Genomic DNA, 18,256 nt, shown 5'->3' with positions numbered 1-18,256 from the left:
AATTTAGACAAAAAAATAGCCCCCTCTCGGGAGCTAATCATCAATTCTCTAACGACGCCTTCTGCGCCGAGACGATGTCTGCAATGCCTTTCTTGGCCACCGCCAACAAATCAAGCAACTGTTCGTGACTGAACGGTTCACCTTCGGCCGTGCCCTGAATTTCGATCATCTTGCCTTCTTCGGTCATCACCACGTTCATGTCGGTGTCTGCCGCAGAATCTTCCACATATTCCAAATCGCACAACACGTCTTGGCCCAGAATGCCCACGGAAACCGCAGCCACATGGCCTTTCATCGGGTTCTTCTTCAGTTTGCCGTCGGCCACCAGTTTGTCGAACGCATCGGCCATCGCCACACTAGCGCCAGAAATCGATGCGGTGCGTGTGCCGCCGTCAGCTTGAATCACGTCACAGTCCACAGTGATCATCAGCTCACCCATCGCTTCTAAGTCGACCACGGCACGCAGGCTGCGCGCGATCAGACGTTGAATTTCCATGGTACGACCGCCTTGTTTGCCGTTCGCCGCTTCACGACGTGTGCGCGAATGGGTGGCGCGTGGCAGCATGCCGTATTCTGCAGTCACCCAGCCTTTACCCTGACCTTTCAGCCAGCGTGGCACGCCTTCTTCTACCGTTGCGTTACACAGCACTTTGGTATTGCCGAATTCCACCAGCACAGAACCTTCTGCGTAAGCCGTGTAGTGACGAGTAATTTGAATCGGACGAACCTGATCCGCAGCGCGGTTATTTGGACGCATAAGGGCTTTACCTATGTTGGGTGAACCGTTGGATGAACCGCCATCGCAAGGGCGGATTTGATTGGGGCAGAATTATAGCGGAATTCAAACCTCAATCCTAGGTTTGCATCGGTTGGATCAGCGAAGTTGGCGACGCGTCTCTCGCCACCGTGGGGGTTTTCTATGCTAGTATTAGCGCCAGTTCATTTAAAAAATTCAAAACCAAGGACACATCGATGATCTACAGCATGACGGCGTATGCACGCAAAGAAGTCAAAGGCGATTGGGGCAGTGCCGTGTGGGAAATTCGCTCGGTTAACCAACGCTACCTGGAAACCTATTTCCGCCTGCCGGAGCAGTTCCGTGGCCTGGAGCCCGTATTGCGCGAACGTTTCCGCCAGCGTCTGGCGCGCGGTAAAGTCGAATGTCACCTGCGTTTTGATGCCAATCCTGCAGCGCAAAGCAAGTTGAACATCAACGAAGCGCTGGCCGAACAAGTGATTAAAGCCGCCAGCCAAGTCATGCACATGACCGGTGAACTGAGCCGCATCAACCCATTCCAAGTGATGCAGTGGCCGGGCGTGATGGAAACCCCAGAACAAGATATGGACGCGATCAACAAATCGCTGCTGGAAGGGTTTGATGAAGCGGTGAGCGAATTCATCGAAGCGCGTGGCCGCGAAGGCGAAAACATGAAAGCGCTGATCGAACAGCGTCTGGATGGCATCAGCGCCGAAGTCGTCAAAGTGCGCGCGCGCATGCCGGAAATCATCGACTGGCAACGTGAGCGTCTGGTCGGCAAATTTGAAGAAGCGAAAGTCGAGCTTGACCCAAGCCGCATCGAACAAGAGCTGATTCTGCTGGCGCAGAAATCAGATGTGGCGGAAGAGTTGGATCGCCTCGATTCGCACGTCAAAGAAACGCGCAACATTCTGAAAAAAGGCGGCTCGGTCGGTCGCCGCCTCGATTTCATGATGCAAGAGTTCAACCGCGAGTCCAACACACTGGCCTCCAAATCAATCAGCACCGACATCACCGCCTCTGGCGTAGAACTGAAAGTGCTGATTGAGCAAATGCGCGAGCAGATCCAGAATATCGAATGATCGTCATCTCGCCGATGCCAAGCCCTGCGATTGCAGGGCTTTTTGTTTTTTGAGCGCCGCAGAATGTTCCGTCGCTGCCACCAAAAAAGCGCGGTTGACGGATAGCCAACAGCGCGCGAATCAGAGTACTATCGCGCCATCACGGTGAGCCTGGTGCACACCGTGGACTCATCACCAAATCAAATCACAAAAATCGGCTACTTCAACATGGAAAACTTCGTGGAAAAACTTTTGTATTCAGCGCGTTGGATAATGGCGCCTATTTATCTCGGCCTCAGCTTGGTACTGCTGGCGCTGGGCATCAAATTCTTTCAGGAGGTGTTTCACCTGCTGCCCATCATCTTCTCGATCAAAGAGGTCGACCTCATTCTGGTCGCGCTGTCGTTGATTGATATTTCACTGGTTGGCGGCCTGATCGTGATGGTGATGTTCTCCGGTTACGAAAACTTCGTTTCAAAAATCGATGTGGATGAGAACGACGACAAACTCGGCTGGCTGGGTAAGCTCGACACCAGTTCACTGAAAAACAAAGTCTCCGCCTCGATTGTGGCGATTTCGTCGATTCACCTGTTGAAAGTGTTCATGAACACCGAACACATCGCGGATGAGAAGATTAAATGGTACCTGCTGCTGCACGTCACGTTTGTGTTATCGGCGTTTGCCATGGGCTATCTGGATAAGATCACCAAGAAATAATGATGAAAAAAAACGCCTTCAACAGAAGGCGTTTTTTTTATGATTGGCGCCGCATTCGGCTGACCAACAACAAGATGAGGAAATACAGCGCGCCGAGAATCGCGACCAGCGTACCGGCGGCAATCTGATTGGGAAACAGCAGCACCTGCCCCAGCCAATCCGACCACAGCATGGTCGTCGCGCCAATCAAACTGCCGAGCAGCAACTGCGCTTTGACCTGCTGCGCTCCCAGCATGCGCGCCAAGTGCGGCGCAATCAAACCAACGAAGGCCACTGGCCCCATCGTCGCCGTCACCACCGCGCACAGCATCGCGACCAACACCAACAAACCAAGCGACATCCACCCACTGTTGAGCCCCCGCGCGGTCGCAAATGAACGGCTGATGGAGATCAGGGTTAGCGCGCGGCTGCTCATCAAACTCAGCACAAACAGCACCACCACCAACCCAAACAGCAGCATCGCTTGCTCGGCGGTCACGCGGTATGTCGAACCAGCCAACCATTGCAGAATTTTGTAACTGTCCTGATTGCCTTTCGCCAAACAGAACTGGACGAATGCTTGCAGCAGCGCCGTCATCGCGATCCCGGTCAAAATCACACTCGAAGGCGCAAACTGATGCTTGCGGCCAAGTAGAATCAGCACCGCCAGCACCGCCATGCTCCCAGCCAACGCGGTGCCCCATTGCGTCGACACCAATGACTGGCCGAGAAACAGGCTGGAAAAGACCAGCGCAAACGTCGCCCCAGCCGACACGCCGAGAATATCGGGGCTGGCGAGCGGGTTGTAGATCAAGCGCTGCAAAATGGTGCCCGCCAGCGCGAGGCCAATACCAGTGCACAGCGCCGTTAACGCGCGCGGCCAACGCAGTGACCACTGATAATCACTTGGCAGTGCCAGCCAAGCGTGCGCGCTGTCCGGTTGATAACAGAAATAGAGTGCCACACCCGCCACCAGCAGGCCGGTCACCATCGCCGTTAGTCCGCGACTCACCCGCCGACGTGACCCGGGCAATGCCACGGCAATCCCATCTTGCGCTTTGAGCTGACGGCGGCTAAACCAAATCAGCGCCGGCGCGCCAATCGCGGCGGCGGTCACGCCACTGGGCACCACTTGCCCGAGCCACCCCGTAAGCCCTTGCGCCAACATGTCGGTCAACAGCAGCAGCAGCGCGCCAAACACCAAACTCGCCAGCAGCTCCATGCGGGGGGTTCGCGCGCCCAGCGCACGCACAATATTGGGCGTTAATAGGCCGATAAAACCAATCAGGCCGACCACGGTAATTGAAGCCGACACCAACCAAATCCCAAGGGTCATCAGCAAAAAGAACGCCGGAATCACTGACAAGCCGCGCGCCTGCGCGCCTTGATGCCCCAACCGCAGCAGCGTCAGTACGCGCGGCGCCAGCAGCAACAGCACCACCAACGGCGACAACCGTGGCACCAGCCATTCAATCATCTCCCAGCCGTTTTGCGCCAGATCGCCCGCGCCCCACATGAACACGTTTTGCGCGTAATCTTGATGCAGCAAAATAATGGCGCCCGCAATCGCCCCCAGCAAAATGTTGATCACCATACCGGAAATCACCATCGGCAACCCGGTCATGTTGTCGATCCCCGCGATCAGCAAAATGAGGCCAAACGCCACCAACGCGCCAGTCATCGCAGCCATCGCACTGTAATCGGCGATTGCATCCGGCCACCAGATACTGACGATAATGAGCGCCAACCAGGCGCCAGAAGAAGTCCCCATGGTGAGCGGCGAGGTGAGCGAGTTCTGTGTCAGTTGCTGCATCAAGCTGCCGACCAAACCCAGCATGGCGCCGACAATCAGCGTCATCACCAAACGAGGCAACTGCGCGTAAGCAAAGTTAAACTCATCAAACGACTCCGCAAGCTGCGGACTACCAAGTAACTGCCATTGATGGGTCAAGGCCAGCGGTTGATGCCATTGCAGGCTGGCCAGCGACGCGGCCGCCAACACCAGAACCACCGCCATCAAGTGCTTGACGGTCATGAGGCCGGCGCCATATCAAGCAAGCTGGCGGTGATCGCTTCTGCGGTGTACATCAGCGACATCGCGCCACCGTAGCTCCAAACCGACGCCACCGAATTCACGTGTTGCTGACGCACAAACGGCATCGCTTTCCACAACACCGAATTTTTCAGTTTTTTCTCGTCACTGAACGGCTCGATATAGAGCACGTAACCGTCACGAATGTGGCGCAGATCGGTAATCGGCTTTTGCACAATGCCCCACTGCTTCGGCGCTTCCACCATCGCTGGCGTCAGGCCGAGTTTTTCCACCACGTAATAAGCCATCGAATCTTGGGTGTAGATGAAGGTCGATTTGGTATCCGCAAAGCGCATCACCAAGGTCGGCGGCAGCGTCGCACCAAAATGCGCTTTCAACTGCGCGTTGAGCTCCGCAAAACGGCGCTCCATGAACGCCAGTTTTTGCGCCGCAACCGCTTGTTTGCCAAACACTTGAGCCAGTTGTTGGAACTGGGCGATCGCCACTTCCGCTTGCGCATCTCGCGCACTGAAGTTGGTGTAAAGCAGCACCGGCGCGATCTGCTCTAAGCGCGGTTTGAGATCGCGCTGCGAGCCCGTGATCAAAATGATGTCCGGTTGCAAAGCCGCAATTCGTTCCAAATTCGGCTCCCCGCGGGTGCCGACGTTTTCCGCACTCGCTGGAATCGCAGGCTTCACCACCCAATCGCGGTACGACTCCGCATCGGTCACCGCCACCGGTGCAACGCCCAGTTCAATCACCTGCTCCATCAAATCCCAATCCAGCACCGCTGCGCGCTGCGGCACGGCCGCCAGTGTGTGCTGGCCCAATGAATCGGTGACCGAAATTGCGGCCAGCGCCGACGACACACTGCTCACCAACAGGCCCAGCAGCATCAGTGTTTTTTTCAGGTTAAGTTTCAAGCACATACAATCGCAACCTTATGAGTCGAGGCATCGCCCACCGCGTGCGGGTGGTCGATCAGCGTAATCGGCGTTTGGTACAAATCAGACAGACGCTGCTCATCGGCCAGTGCAGATGCTGGGCCGTCAAAAGCAATGCGTCCTTGCTTGAGCGCCACGATGTGGGTGGCGTAACGTAGCGCGAGGTTGAGATCATGCAAAATCACGATGATGCCACAGCCCTGCTGTTGATTGAGTTCTGCGAGCAGCGCCATCAATTGGTATTGATGCTGCACATCGAGTGCCGAGGTCGGTTCATCCAAAATCAACATCGGGGATTCTTGCGCCAGCAGCATCGCCACCCACGCCCGTTGGCGTTCGCCGCCCGACAGCTCATCCACAAACGTCTCCGCGAACGCGCTGACACCGGTTTTCTCCATCGCCGCATGAATCATCTCGGCATCTTGTTGGCGCCAAAACCCCAGCGCACCGCGCCAAGGGAAACGGCCCAGACGCACCAATTCGCGCACCGTTAAACCGGCACTGGCTGGCAGTTTTTGCGGCAAGAACGCCACCGCTTTGGCCAGTGACTTGCTGCTGAGCGACGCCAGCGGTGCATCATTCAGCAACACCGACCCAGTATCCGGCGCTTGCTGGCCGGATAACAAACTGACCAAGGTCGACTTCCCGGAACCATTGTGGCCCAGCACCACCGTCAGCTCGTTGGTGGGAATATTCAGCTCATCGATGGCCAGAATCGTTCGACCGCCTCGAATCATTTGAATATCAGCTAAATGATACATCTCTCCCCCTCATTATTCGGGATCCACAAAAACGACAAATCCCGCAGAGCGCGGGAGTCGTGAATGATGACAGCTCCCGCACGCAAGCGGGAGCATTCGGTCATTACCAGTTATAGTTGACTGTCGCAGACACACGACGCGATTCCGTGTAGTAACACGTACCATAGTCACAACCTGCAACAGAATCATCATCCGTCAGGTTGTTGACGTTCACTTGCAGATTCCACTGCTTATTGATTGCATAGCTGGCCATCGCATCCCATACCAAGTAGGCCGGCACTTTCATGCCTGATACGGTGTTGTCGACGCTGGTGCCCGTGTAACGCACACCACTGCCAATCGTCAGACCTTCCACGCCAAAACCCGCCAGATTATAGTGTGCCCAACCGCTGGCCAAATGGTGAGGAACCATGGACTTACGCACATCGTTTGCGCCTGTACGCGCATCCAAATAGGTGTAGTTCGCTGTCAGCTTCAAATGTTCCGTTGCTTGAATTTGGCCTTCGATTTCGACGCCTTGCGTTTCCACTTTATCCGTTTGGCTGCTGGTCAAAGCGCCATTGCTGCTAACTGCCGTTGAGGTCGCATTCTTCTGCTCTAAGTTGAACCACGCTAGATTCAGATATCCGTTCATCCAACTTGGGGTGTATTTCATCCCCACTTCATACTGATCACTTTCCACCGGTTTATACAGTTTATCGGTGATGTAATCGAGGCTGCTCATCACGTAAAACGACTCAGAGTAGCTGATATACGGAGACATGCCATTGGATGCCAAATACATCAGACTGGAATTCCACGTAAACTGACCGTCATCAATGGCGTCTTTGTTCTGTCCTTTGTTCTCGACATCAAACCAGTCGTAACGGGCGCCCACGTTGGCGAGCCAACTTTGACGCCATTTGGTGTGGAATTGAGAATAAGCACCGACTTGTTTTTTGGTGATTTTGTTGTCGTACAAATCACTGCTGAGATCCGGCACATTGCCATATGTGGGGTTGAGCGCATTGACAGTGCCAACATAGCTTCCCGTACCGTTGCCCTTGAACTGATTAACGTGCTGCTGAACATCCACCCCAGCTAGGAATCGGTTTTCAAATTGCGCGGTTTCCCACTCCGCCGTTGCGTTGTTATCGAAAGTCACGCTGTTCACATCGCCATCGTTAATCAGGGTGTAGCGAGTCAGTGTATATGGGTCAGCACTGTTGAACGAATAGGCCGAAGAACTGCGCAGGTACAAATCGGTATACGCGTAATTGGCGTTTTGTTTCAACGTCCATGTGTCATTCAACTGATGACTGAGTTGATAACCCAACGAGAACTGAGTTTTATCGAAATCGTCGTCATTCGGTTCACCATAGTTGGTGGAACGATCCAGATACTCGCCATTTGGCAGCGCGTAACGCGTGCCTACTAGCGGGAAAAAGCCGTTTTGTGGCACGCCATCATCTTTCAGATAACTGGCCAACACGGTCAAGGTCGTCGCATCCGAAAAATCAATGGTGTAGCTTGGGGCTAAATACACACGTTTGCGTTCTGTGCCATCAAGCTCGCCATCTTTTTGGTCCACCATGGCGACCATGCGATAACGTTGACTGCCATCTTCATTGGCCCAGCCCGATACATCGACACCAAATTGCAGATAATCTTTGTTGCCCGCAGAAAACGTCACATTGCCCTGTGGTACATCGGTGGGTTTCTTTTGAACCGCGTTGATCAGGCCACCCGGCATCGAGTCACCGTACAACACCGAGGATGCACCTTTCACAAGTTCCACGCGCTCCAGCCCGTAAGGTTCTACGGTCCAAGCAAAGAATCCTTCTTTGTACAGACGGTTACCATCGAGATAAACGCTCGGTTCAAAGCCACGGACAAACATCCATTCAGCATCATTGTCAGCCCCGTAAGGTGACGTGTAGCCCGCCGTATAGCGGAAGGTTTCATCCAACTTCTGCACATTGTGCATGTCCAGCTTTTCACGGTCGATGATGTCTACGCTCTGCGCCGTTTCCGCCATTGGCGTATCCACTTTCAACGCCGAGGCCGATGCGGTCACCACGATGGTTTCAACCTCGTTGGACGCCTGTTGCTCGTCGGCAGCCAGTGCGCTGTGTGCCATGCACAGTGACAAGGGCACTAGGCTAAAACGCAGTGCGTTGCGAATCGACTGCGCCAGTCGATTTGGTCGTACATCAACCATGATTGGAATTACCTCTGCTTTAAATATTTGAGAATCATTTTAGTTATCATTACTATTAGTCAGCCATTTTACTTACAATTCTCACAATTAAAAGTATAAATAGGAACCAATCTCAATTTCATTAACCCAGGTCAATTCATTCATGTTTCATTGGTTTGAAAATCTCACCAACGCGTTTCCGGATCACGAGCCGCAACAACCCCCTAAAACCCTGTTTGGCTTCTGCCGCTACTACACGCGCGGGTTTGAAAAACCGCTGTTGTTGATGTCGCTGCTCAGCGCTTGTGTGGCGATCGCCGAAGTCACGCTGGTACGCTACATGGGGGAATTGGTCGACATGCTGAGCAACAGCTCGCGCGCCAACTTCTGGGCGGAAAATGGCAGCGCGCTGCTGTCGATGGCGCTGTTGGTGTTGGTGGTGATGCCAGTGCTGGCGTTTGTGCATTCCAACCTGCTGCATCAGGCCATTCTCGGCAACTACCCGATGTCGATTCGCTGGCTGGTGCACCGTTACCTGCTCAAACAGAGTGTTGGATTTTTCCAGCGTGATTTTGCCGGGCGCGTCGCCACCAAAGTGATGCAAAGCGCCCATTCGGTGCGCGAAGTGGTGATGAAACTGGTCGATCTGTCGGTCTACATCGCGGTCTATTTCGTCTCAATGCTGGTGATGATTGCCAGTGCCGACGACGTACTGGTGCTGCCTATTCTGGCGTGGCTGTGTTTGTATGTGCTGATTCAGGTGTTCTTCATTCCGCGCCTGAAACGCATCTCCACCGCGCAGGCAGACGCGCAATCATCCATGACCGGCGGCATTGTCGATACCTACACCAACATCACCACCGTGAAGCTGTTTTCGCATTCGCAGCGCGAAACCCAATACGTGCAAAAAGGGATGAAAAACTATCTGGCGACGGTGTATCAGCAGATGCGCACCCTCACCAGCCTGCTCTACAGCGTCGATTTGATTAACTACCTGCTGCTGTTTTCGATGGCCGCGCTATCGATTCATTTGTGGTTGGCGGAAAGCGTGACCGTCGGCGTGATCGCGATAGGCATCAGCATTGCGCTGCGCCTGCAGGGCATGTCGAAATGGATCATGTGGGAAATCCGCGGCATGTTTGAAAGTATCGGCATGGTGATCGACAGCATCAATACCATCGCCAACGACATTGAAATTGAAGACGTGACGCACGCCAAACCGCTGGCCGTCACCCAAGGCGACATTCGCTTCCATCAGGTTGGCTTTCAATACAACGACCAGAAAGCGGTGTTTGACGGACTCGATCTGCACCTCAAACCGGGCGAGAAAGTCGGCATTGTCGGTCGCTCCGGCGCGGGCAAATCCACGCTGGTCAACCTGCTGTTGCGGTTTTACGATTTGAATACGGGCCGCATTGAGATCGACGGTCAGGACATCGCGCAGGTCACGCAAGAATCGCTGCGCCAGCAAATCGGCATGATCACGCAAGACACCTCACTGCTGCATCGCTCGATTCGTGAAAACATTCTCTACGGCAATCCGCACGCCAGCGAAGCAGAGCTGATGCACGCCAGTCGCCAAGCGGAAGCGCACGATTTCATTGAACTGCTGAAAGACGAAAACGGCCACTCGGGCTACGACGTACAAGTGGGCGAACGCGGGGTGAAACTCTCCGGCGGCCAGCGCCAGCGCATTGCCATCGCGCGCGTGCTGCTCAAAGACGCGCCGATCCTCATCATGGATGAAGCCACCTCAGCGCTCGACTCAGAAGTGGAAGCGGCGATTCAAGAGAATCTGGACAAGCTGATGGAAAACAAAACCGTGATTGCGATTGCGCACCGTTTGTCGACGATTGCAGCCATGGACCGTTTGATTGTCATGGACCAAGGCCACATCGTCGAACAAGGTTCCCACCAAGAGCTGCTGGCACAAAACGGCGTGTACGCGCAGTTGTGGGCGCACCAGACCGGCGGTTTTATCGGCGAAGCCTAACTGATGAGACAGAAAAAGCCCCGTTTGGGGCTTTTTTTTGTGCGTCCGCTAGGCGTCTTCCGCGCAATGCATGCGATGAAAAACGCGGTGAATGATCGGCGCAAACAGCGTGGCGAGCGCAACGAAGAAGACGGTTTCGATGAACAGGCTATAAAACGCGAGAAACAGATGCAGCGACGCCGACTGGTGAAAATCCGCCACCGGATACGGCAGCGCCAGCCCGCTGACCATCGACAGTGCATTGAGCCACGCCTGCACAGCGGTGAGTTCCGCCAGCAGCAGAAAACCGAGCACGCCCGGCAACAGGCCCAGCAGCAACACTCCCAGCGCAATCAACGCGTAACGGATACAGCGCCCAATAAAACGCTCAAATGAAATGACATCCTGATGAATGGATTCCAGACGCATGGTGCTCTCCTTGTTCTCAGCCGAATAGGAGTAGCATAAGCGTTGAAAAATAAAGAAAAAGGGAAATGGCAGCGAGATGGAACAACCGTCGCGCTTTGGCACTCAGATGCCGCGGCGCAGGAGACTGGCGATAAAATCGAGCTCTTCTGTGGCCAAGCCTTCTCCCATCGCTTCGAGCCACACACATTCGCTGTAGTGTTCGGCACGCAGCATCAGGTGGCAACCTTCAAAATCAATCAGCCACGAGTGCAAATCGGCATCGCTCTGCTTTTCCAGCACGCGCGCCGACAACAGCGCGACCAAACGCTCACCGAGCGGGGGAAAGGAGTCAAAATCAAACGCGGGCGTTGCCACAATCAGGCGGCCGTCACTGGCCAGATACTCACGTAAACCAAACTCAGCCATGATAGGTCAGATGCTCCTGAATTAAGTCCAAAAACGGGTCGGCGTATTTTTCCAGTTTGCGCTGGCCCACGCCGCTCACCGCCAGCATTTCGCCATACGATGTCGGCAGAATGTCCGCCATATCAATCAAAGTCGCGTCACTGAACACCACGTACGGCGGCAACCCTTCTTCATCGGCAATCGACTTACGCAGCTTGCGCAGTTTGGCAAACAGCTTCTTGTCGTAGTTTTTGCTCGACAACTTATCCGATTTGGCTGCGCGCACTGCGGTATCCAAACGCGGCACCGCCAGCTCTAGCGACATATCGCCACGCAGCAGCGGGCGCGCTTCTTCGGTCAGTTGCAGCGTCGAGTTCCGCGTGATGTTCTGATGCAACATGCCTTTGTGAATCAACTGGCGAAAAATACTCACCCAGTAGTCGTGGCTGTGATCGCGCCCAAGCCCGTAAGTCGAAATCTTGTCGTGGCCATGCTCGCGAATGCGAATGTTCTGCATGCCGCGCAGCACTTCCACCACATAGCCGATCCCAAAGCTTTGATTAACGCGATAGACACACGACAGCGCTTTGCGCGCCTCTTCGGTGGCATCGAAATGTTTGGGCGGATCAAGGCAGATATCGCAGTTGCCGCACGGTTTGTCGCGATATTCGCCAAAGTAGTTGAGCAGCACCTGACGGCGGCAGGTTTGCGCTTCGGCAAAGTTACTCATCGCGGTCAGCTTGTGGGTTTCCACCTGCTTTTGCGGGCCGTCACTTTTCTCATCCAGCATGCGGCGCAGCCAGGCAATGTCTGCCGGGTCATACAGCATCACGGCTTCTGCAGGCAAGCCATCGCGGCCAGCGCGGCCGGTTTCCTGATAATAAGATTCGATGTTGCGCGGAATATCAAAGTGAACCACAAACCGCACGTTGGGTTTGTTGATGCCCATGCCGAACGCCACGGTGGCGACCACAATCTGAATGTCGTCGCGCTGAAACGCTTCCTGCACATACGCCCGTTCATCGGCGTCCATTCCGGCGTGATAGCCAGCGGCGCGAATGTGGTTGTTGCACAGTTTTTCCGTCACCATTTCCACTTTCTTGCGGCTACCACAGTAGATGATGCCGCAGTGGCCTTTTTGCGTGTCGAGGTAACGAATCACCTGCGACACCGGCTTGTGTTTTTCCATCAGCGTATAGCGAATGTTCGGCCGATCAAAGCTGCCGAGATAAACGTGCGGGTCAGTCAGGTTGAGACGCGACAGAATGTCGCTGCGAGTGGCATCGTCGGCGGTCGCCGTCAGCGCCATGATCGGCACCTGTGGAAACTGCTGTTTGAGCTGGCCAAGCGCCGCGTATTCCGGGCGGAAATCGTGTCCCCACTGGGAAATACAGTGCGCTTCATCGACGGCAATCATCGCCAGCGGCAGGTTGTGCAAACGCTCGATAAATTCGCCAGTCAGCACGCGCTCTGGCGACACATACAGCAATTTCAGCTGGCCGGAATGCATGCGATTGTAAATGCCCATCAGCGCCTCGCGGCTCTGGGTCGAGTTGACACACTCCGCCGCCACGCCGTTGGCTTTGAGCTGATCGACTTGGTCTTTCATCAGCGAAATCAGCGGCGAAATCACCACCGTCACGCCTTCGCGCGCGAGTGCCGGAATCTGATAACAGAGCGATTTACCGCCGCCGGTGGGCATGATCACCAGCGCATCACGACCCGCAACAGCCGATTCGATCACTTCTTGCTGACCATCACGAAAGGTCTGGTAGCCAAACACATCGCGCAGAATGGTCTGCGGATCGGGCAACGCGTCGGATTGTTCAGCGATTAAAGTAGCGGTCATGCTGGGTCTCAGTGGCGGTCTGCAAGCAGACGATTGGGCATTTCAATAAGCCGGATATTGTAGAGACGTTTAGCGGTGAATTAAACCGCTATTGGCAAAGTAATTGCGCCGCCCGCGTGGGCAAGGTGCGCGGGTCACCACCGGAAATGGTGCATATTTGTTCGAGGAAAACGATTTGCCCTGTATACTGCCCGCTAACTCGCCACCCTTCGGTGCGCGATCTGAGTGAGAAGTAAAGCATGACATCCGAAGAACAACAAAACGCCAAGAAAGGCGTGATACTGGCGATCAGCGCCTACACCATGTGGGGCATCGCGCCCATCTATTTTAAAGCGATCAGTTCCGTTTCTGCCCTAGAAATTCTCAGCCACCGCGTGATTTGGTCGTTCTTCCTGCTGGCCGCGCTGCTGCATTTCGGCCGCCATTGGCGCGGTATGGTGAGTGTATTCCGCGACAAAAAGAAAATGATCTACCTGCTGGCCACCGCGCTGCTGGTCGGCGGTAACTGGCTGATTTTCATCTGGGCGATCAACGCCAATCATATGCTCGACGCCAGCTTAGGCTATTACATCAACCCGCTGCTTAACGTGGTGCTCGGCATGCTGTTTCTCGGCGAGCGGCTGCGCAAATTACAGTGGTTTGCCGTGGCGCTGGCAGCCATCGGCGTCGCCATTCAGTTGGTGGTGTTCGGCTCAGTGCCGATCGTGGCGTTCTCGCTGGCCATCACTTTTGGGTTGTATGGCCTGCTGCGCAAAAAAGTCGGCGTGAATGCGCAAACCGGCCTGTTTATTGAAACATTGGTGCTGGTGCCAGCGGCGGCGATTTATCTGCTGTGGATTGCTGATTCGGCCACCAGCTCGATGCTGGCGAACGACTGGCATCTCAACCTGCTGCTGATTTCAGCCGGTATCGTCACCACGCTGCCGTTGCTGTGCTTTACTGGCGCGGCGACCAAACTCAAGCTCTCGACGCTGGGCTTTTTCCAGTACATCGGCCCCAGCCTGATGTTCCTGCTGGCGGTGCTGGTGTACGGCGAAGCCTTCAGTGCTGACAAAGCGATTACCTTTGCCTTTATCTGGAGCGCGTTGGTGATTTTCAGTATCGATGGCCTGACCCAAGGGCGTAAACGACCATTGGCCAACGTGGTCGCCAAGTAGCGCCGCGGCGAAGCGCCACCGCACAGAAATAATTTCGCGCTGAAGCCATTCAGTGCTGACAACAGACCGCAACGGCGGGTGATCGTTTTTTACAAGACAAACGGCGCCCGCCTCGCTACGCTAGAAGTGTTTGACGATTTTTTCACCCCTGTTTTCACCGCGTGCCGCTGCGCACGCCTTCAGCGCCGGGCACGCATCATCATGGACAACGTTCGCTACAGCACCACCCCTCATCAGGCAATCAGCCTGATTGAAGCGGACTATCAGGAGTTCGCGTTCGAGCGCCATTATCACCTCGATTTTCACCTTGGGCTCATCACTCAGGGGCAGCAGCGTTTTCTCCATCAGGGCACACATCACAACGTCGGCCACGGCGAGCTGGTGATCATGCCGCCGGATGAACTGCACGACGGCCGTTCACTGCTCGATTCGGGCTATCAGGTACGCGTGTTCGCAATTGAACCTGAATGGTTTCACCACACGCTCGAACTGAGTCAACCCAGCGATGTGATGAGCTTTGATCGCCTGATCGTCAGCGACCCGCAGATATTTGCATCCCTCACTCAGTTGCATCAGAAACTGGCGCAGCCGGATTTGTGTCAGCTCGCCAAAGATTGCCTGCCGTATGAAGGGTTTTCCGGTTTAGTGTCGCGCTATGGCGCCATCCAAGAAAAAGCTGCCGTCGCGCTTGGCACCCAGTCGCTGGCCACCTTAAAAGAGTATCTACTCGCCAACCTCGACCAAGCCGTGCGCTTAGCGCAACTGGCCAGCTTGTGCGATCTCACGCCAACGCAATTGCAGCGCCATTTTAAAGCGCGCACCGGCATGACGCCGTATGCCTGGCTGACCCGCCTGCGTCTCGAACAAGGCATGAAGCTGGTGAAAGCAGGACTGCCCGGCACCGATGTGGCTCATCAGGTCGGCTTTTACGATCAGGCGCATTTCACCAAAGCATTCAAACACACCTACGGCGTCTCTCCTTCCGCGGTCAACGCGCACTGAGTGTCAGAATTTTACAAGCGGCGCGAACGCGCACTTGGCACAATGACGGCATCAGTTGTTGGAGATCCTTTCATGAATGAAGCCAGTATTCTTATGACCCTTGCGACGGTGCACTTTATCGCCCTGATGAGCCCCGGCCCCGATGTGGCGCTGGTGGTCCAAAATGCCACGCGTTATGGCCGCCAGACCGGTGTTTACATTGCCCTCGGTTTGTCGTTCGGTATTTTACTGCACTCGCTGCTGAGCCTGACCGGCGTCAGCTATCTGGTGCATCAGCAGCCGTTGCTGTTTGCCCTCGTGCAGTTGTGTGGCGGCAGCTATCTGCTCTATCTCGGCAGCGGGGCCTTGCGGGCTACGCTAGCCAATTGGTCGCAAGCCCCGGGCGAGTTATCGAGCAAACCGGCGCTGCTGCTGAGCAACAAACGCCAAGCCTTCTCGCGCGGCTTGATGACCAATCTTCTGAATCCGAAAGCGCTGGTATTTTTCGTCAGCCTGATGTCGACCTTGGTGCCTGCAGGCATGTCACTGGGGGGCAAAAGCCTGGCTTTGCTGATTTTATGGAGCCTGTCACTGCTGTGGTTTGCGGCGCTGGCATGGATGCTGTCCACCCCACGTTTGCAGCGTCAATTGCAGGCCGCCAGCCGGTATATCGATCTGCTGTGCGGCGCGATCTTCACCCTGATCGGCGTGATGATTCTGTGGCAATCGCTGACGGGCTTGCTCGGTTCACCTCAATTCTGAGTCAAGGTTGCATATTTATCATCTTTGGCTAGAAAAACACCACGTCCCCTGCCACGCTGATTGTTGATCATGACAACAAGGAGAAGCGTATGCAGTGGACTCTCGCCACACTCGCCACGTCAGGGCTGATATTTTCTTTCGCCGCGCAAGCCGCCCCCAATCAAGCCACCGACGCGATTGCCCCTGAGCAAAGTAGCGGACTGGCAAGCAAACAGCTGGTGAACGCCCAGAACTGGATGGTGACCGCGGCCAACCCGCTCGCCGCCGAAGCGGGCGCGCAAATTCTGCGCGATGGCGGCAATGCCATCGACGCCATGGTAACGGTGCAGTTGATGCTGGGCTTGGTCGAACCGCAGTCGTCCGGCATTGGCGGTGGCGCCTTTCTGGTGTATTGGGACGCCAAACAAAAGGCGCTCACCACTTTTGATGGCCGCGAAACCGCGCCGCTCGATGCCACGCCGCAGCTGTTTCTCGACAGCGCCGGCCAGCCGCTGAAATTTTACGATGCCGTGGTCGGTGGCCGCTCCGTCGGCACGCCGGGCACCGTCAAACTGCTGTGGGAGACGCATCGTCTGTACGGAAAAATGGCTTGGGCGCGCTTGATTGAGCCAGTGGTCAAACAGGCACAAGAGGGATTTGAAGTCAGCCCGCGCCTTGCCACGCTGATTGCCGACGATCAGCAGCGGTTGAGCCGTTTCCCCGCCACCAAAGCCTATTTCTTTCAGCCCGATGGCTCGCCGCTGACCGCAGGCACCGTGCTGAAAAACCCCGAGTACGCCGCCACGTTGAGCGCCATCGCCCAGCGCGGTGACAAAGCGTTTTATCAGGGCGAGATCGCCGAAGACATCGTTCACACGGTTCAGACCGCGACGGGCAATCCGGGTGTGCTGGCGCAGCATGATTTCGATGCCTATCAAATCAAACAACGTGCAGCCGTGTGCGCGCCGTATCAAAGCTATCAGGTGTGTGGCATGGGGCCACCAAGCTCCGGCGCACTGACCGTCGGCCAGATTCTGGCGCTGACCGAAAAATATGACCTCAAAGGCTGGGGCGCCAGCAGCGCTAAATCGTGGCAGGTGATTGGTGATGCCTCACGCCTGGCGTTTGCCGACCGCGGCTTGTACATGGCCGATCAGGATTATGTGCCGATGCCAACGGAAGGACTGCTCGACCCCGGCTATCTGGCGCAGCGCGCCAAGCTGATTCAGCCGGGCAAAGCGCTGACCAGCGCCGAAGCCGGCACGCCCCCTTGGCAACATGCGATGCTGCAAAGCCCCGATCAGTCCATCGAACTGCCGTCCACCAGCCATTTCAACATCGTCGACCGCGATGGGAATGTGGTGTCGATGACCACCACGATCGAAAACGCGTTCGGCTCGCGTCTGTTTGTACGCGGCTTTTTGCTCAACAACGAACTGACCGATTTCTCCTTTGCGACCCACGAGAACGGCCGCCCGATCGCCAACCGTCTGGAGCCGGGCAAGCGGCCGCGCTCTTCGATGGCACCCACGATTGTGCTGCACAACGAGCAACCTTACCTAGCCATCGGTTCACCGGGTGGCAGCCGCATCATCGGCTATGTGGCGCAGGCGTTGATTGCCCATCTGCAATGGGGCATGGACATTCAGCGCGCGATTGACCAGCCGCATGTGCTCAACCGCTTTGGGGAAACCGATGTCGAACAGGGCACCCAAGCGGAACAGCTCAAACCAGCACTGGAGCAGATGGGCGTGAAAGTCGCCGTGCGCGATCTCAACTCCGGCTTGCACGCGATTCGCATCACGGCGCAAGGTCTGGAAGGCGCAGCGGATCCTCGCCGTGAAGGGGTCGCGATCGGCGAGTGATCCTTGTGTCATCGATTGGCCCCTCGCCGTGTAAGAGATCTCGCACAAAGCAATGGGGCAATCTCGCTTTTTATCTGGCAAAATGGCACACCGTAAAACTTAAGTGATTGTTTTTAAATAAAACCATCGTGTGAGCGCAAAATAAATCGCTAAGCAAACGATTTCCTACCATTGCTCCACAGCACGAAATCCGTAAGATGAATCGTGTCGGAAGGATGCTGACACGGAACAGGAAATCACTACGGATTGGTGATCTTCAGGAAGAAGATACGGTTATTCAGGATGAATGATCGGCACGGATAGCAAACAGGACATTGAACGGACTCAATCGTGACTAGGATGGTGACGACAAGGGAATGACAATGGACTCCTCTGGACGAGGCAAGGACTCAGCATCAGGATGATGCCAAGGACACCGCTCAAGGACCAAGTGATGAGAGCTAACCGG

15 protein-coding genes are annotated in these 18,256 nt (G+C 55.4%); 7 read left to right on the top strand and 8 right to left on the bottom strand.

The window, feature by feature from the left end:
- Nucleotides 1-40: 40 nt before the first annotated feature.
- Nucleotides 41-757: a ribonuclease PH gene (gene rph / locus ACF8PK_RS14605; protein WP_004728400.1), complete on the bottom strand. Its 717-nt coding sequence runs from the start codon at nucleotides 755-757 to the stop codon at nucleotides 41-43.
- Between the two features lie 215 nt (nucleotides 758-972).
- Between rph and ACF8PK_RS14600 the strand changes: the two genes are divergently transcribed.
- Both ACF8PK_RS14600 and ACF8PK_RS14595 read left to right on the top strand, forming a co-directional pair.
- Nucleotides 973-1,839 (top strand): YicC/YloC family endoribonuclease, encoded by an 867-nt coding sequence (locus ACF8PK_RS14600; RefSeq protein ID WP_004728399.1) that lies wholly within the window; start codon nucleotides 973-975, stop codon nucleotides 1,837-1,839.
- Between the two features lie 207 nt (nucleotides 1,840-2,046).
- Nucleotides 2,047-2,535: a TIGR00645 family protein gene (locus ACF8PK_RS14595; protein WP_038152561.1), complete on the top strand. Its 489-nt coding sequence runs from the start codon at nucleotides 2,047-2,049 to the stop codon at nucleotides 2,533-2,535.
- 37 nt (nucleotides 2,536-2,572) lie between these two features.
- Here the strand turns inward: ACF8PK_RS14595 and fhuB are convergent, their stop codons facing one another.
- From fhuB to ACF8PK_RS14575, 4 genes are all read right to left on the bottom strand, one after another.
- Nucleotides 2,573-4,549 carry a Fe(3+)-hydroxamate ABC transporter permease FhuB gene (fhuB, locus tag ACF8PK_RS14590; RefSeq protein ID WP_392441972.1) on the bottom strand — a complete coding sequence of 659 codons (1,977 nt, stop codon included), beginning with the start codon at nucleotides 4,547-4,549 and terminating at the stop codon, nucleotides 2,573-2,575.
- Nucleotides 4,546-5,475: an iron-siderophore ABC transporter substrate-binding protein gene (locus ACF8PK_RS14585; RefSeq protein ID WP_158107933.1), complete on the bottom strand. Its 930-nt coding sequence runs from the start codon at nucleotides 5,473-5,475 to the stop codon at nucleotides 4,546-4,548. The genes fhuB and ACF8PK_RS14585 overlap by 4 nt, the downstream gene beginning before the upstream one ends.
- Complete coding sequence (locus ACF8PK_RS14580) at nucleotides 5,466-6,251, bottom strand: ABC transporter ATP-binding protein (protein WP_055466430.1); 786 nt, start codon at nucleotides 6,249-6,251, stop codon at nucleotides 5,466-5,468. The genes ACF8PK_RS14585 and ACF8PK_RS14580 overlap by 10 nt, the downstream gene beginning before the upstream one ends.
- Nucleotides 6,252-6,354: 103 nt before the next feature.
- On the bottom strand, nucleotides 6,355-8,451 hold the full coding sequence (locus tag ACF8PK_RS14575) for a TonB-dependent siderophore receptor (RefSeq protein WP_392441968.1): 2,097 nt from the start codon (nucleotides 8,449-8,451) through the stop codon (nucleotides 6,355-6,357).
- A 142-nt stretch (nucleotides 8,452-8,593) separates the two neighbouring features.
- On the opposite strand from ACF8PK_RS14575, the gene ACF8PK_RS14570 reads away from it, so the two are divergent.
- A complete protein-coding gene (locus tag ACF8PK_RS14570; RefSeq protein WP_392441965.1) occupies nucleotides 8,594-10,423 on the top strand; it encodes an ABC transporter ATP-binding protein in 1,830 nt (609 codons plus the stop codon).
- A 48-nt stretch (nucleotides 10,424-10,471) separates the two neighbouring features.
- On the opposite strand, the gene ACF8PK_RS14565 is transcribed toward ACF8PK_RS14570, so the two are convergent.
- The 3 genes from ACF8PK_RS14565 to recQ form a co-directional block, all read right to left on the bottom strand.
- Entirely contained in the window at nucleotides 10,472-10,831 is a 360-nt protein-coding gene (locus ACF8PK_RS14565; protein WP_392441962.1) for a hypothetical protein, read from the bottom strand.
- 102 nt (nucleotides 10,832-10,933) lie between these two features.
- The gene (locus tag ACF8PK_RS14560) at nucleotides 10,934-11,236 is read right to left on the bottom strand and encodes a DUF3630 family protein (protein ID WP_004728387.1); all 303 of its coding nucleotides are present in this window, start codon (nucleotides 11,234-11,236) and stop codon (nucleotides 10,934-10,936) included.
- Nucleotides 11,229-13,064, bottom strand: a complete 1,836-nt coding sequence (gene recQ / locus ACF8PK_RS14555; protein WP_004728386.1) for an ATP-dependent DNA helicase RecQ — start codon at nucleotides 13,062-13,064, stop codon at nucleotides 11,229-11,231. Before recQ ends, ACF8PK_RS14560 begins: the two co-directional genes overlap by 8 nt.
- Nucleotides 13,065-13,303: 239 nt before the next feature.
- Here recQ and rarD point away from each other — a divergent pair, with 239 nt between their 5' ends.
- From rarD to ggt, 4 genes are all read left to right on the top strand, one after another.
- Nucleotides 13,304-14,221, top strand: coding sequence for an EamA family transporter RarD (gene rarD / locus ACF8PK_RS14550; protein WP_392441959.1), 918 nt, complete (start codon nucleotides 13,304-13,306; stop codon nucleotides 14,219-14,221).
- Between the two features lie 201 nt (nucleotides 14,222-14,422).
- On the top strand, nucleotides 14,423-15,223 hold the full coding sequence (locus ACF8PK_RS14545; RefSeq protein ID WP_004728384.1) for an AraC family transcriptional regulator: 801 nt from the start codon (nucleotides 14,423-14,425) through the stop codon (nucleotides 15,221-15,223).
- A 72-nt stretch (nucleotides 15,224-15,295) separates the two neighbouring features.
- The gene (locus tag ACF8PK_RS14540) at nucleotides 15,296-15,964 is read left to right on the top strand and encodes a LysE family translocator (RefSeq protein ID WP_392441957.1); all 669 of its coding nucleotides are present in this window, start codon (nucleotides 15,296-15,298) and stop codon (nucleotides 15,962-15,964) included.
- A gap of 89 nt (nucleotides 15,965-16,053) precedes the next feature.
- Nucleotides 16,054-17,808, top strand: coding sequence for a gamma-glutamyltransferase (gene ggt / locus ACF8PK_RS14535; RefSeq protein WP_392441955.1), 1,755 nt, complete (start codon nucleotides 16,054-16,056; stop codon nucleotides 17,806-17,808).
- The last annotated feature ends 448 nt before the right edge of the window (nucleotides 17,809-18,256 follow it).

Origin of the sequence: Vibrio sp. CJQ_6, assembly GCF_043106745.1 — a bacterium.
Lineage (GTDB): Bacteria > Pseudomonadota > Gammaproteobacteria > Enterobacterales > Vibrionaceae > Vibrio > Vibrio furnissii.
Note: the sequence above shows the minus strand (reverse complement) of the source record. Positions and strands in the feature narration are given on the sequence as shown.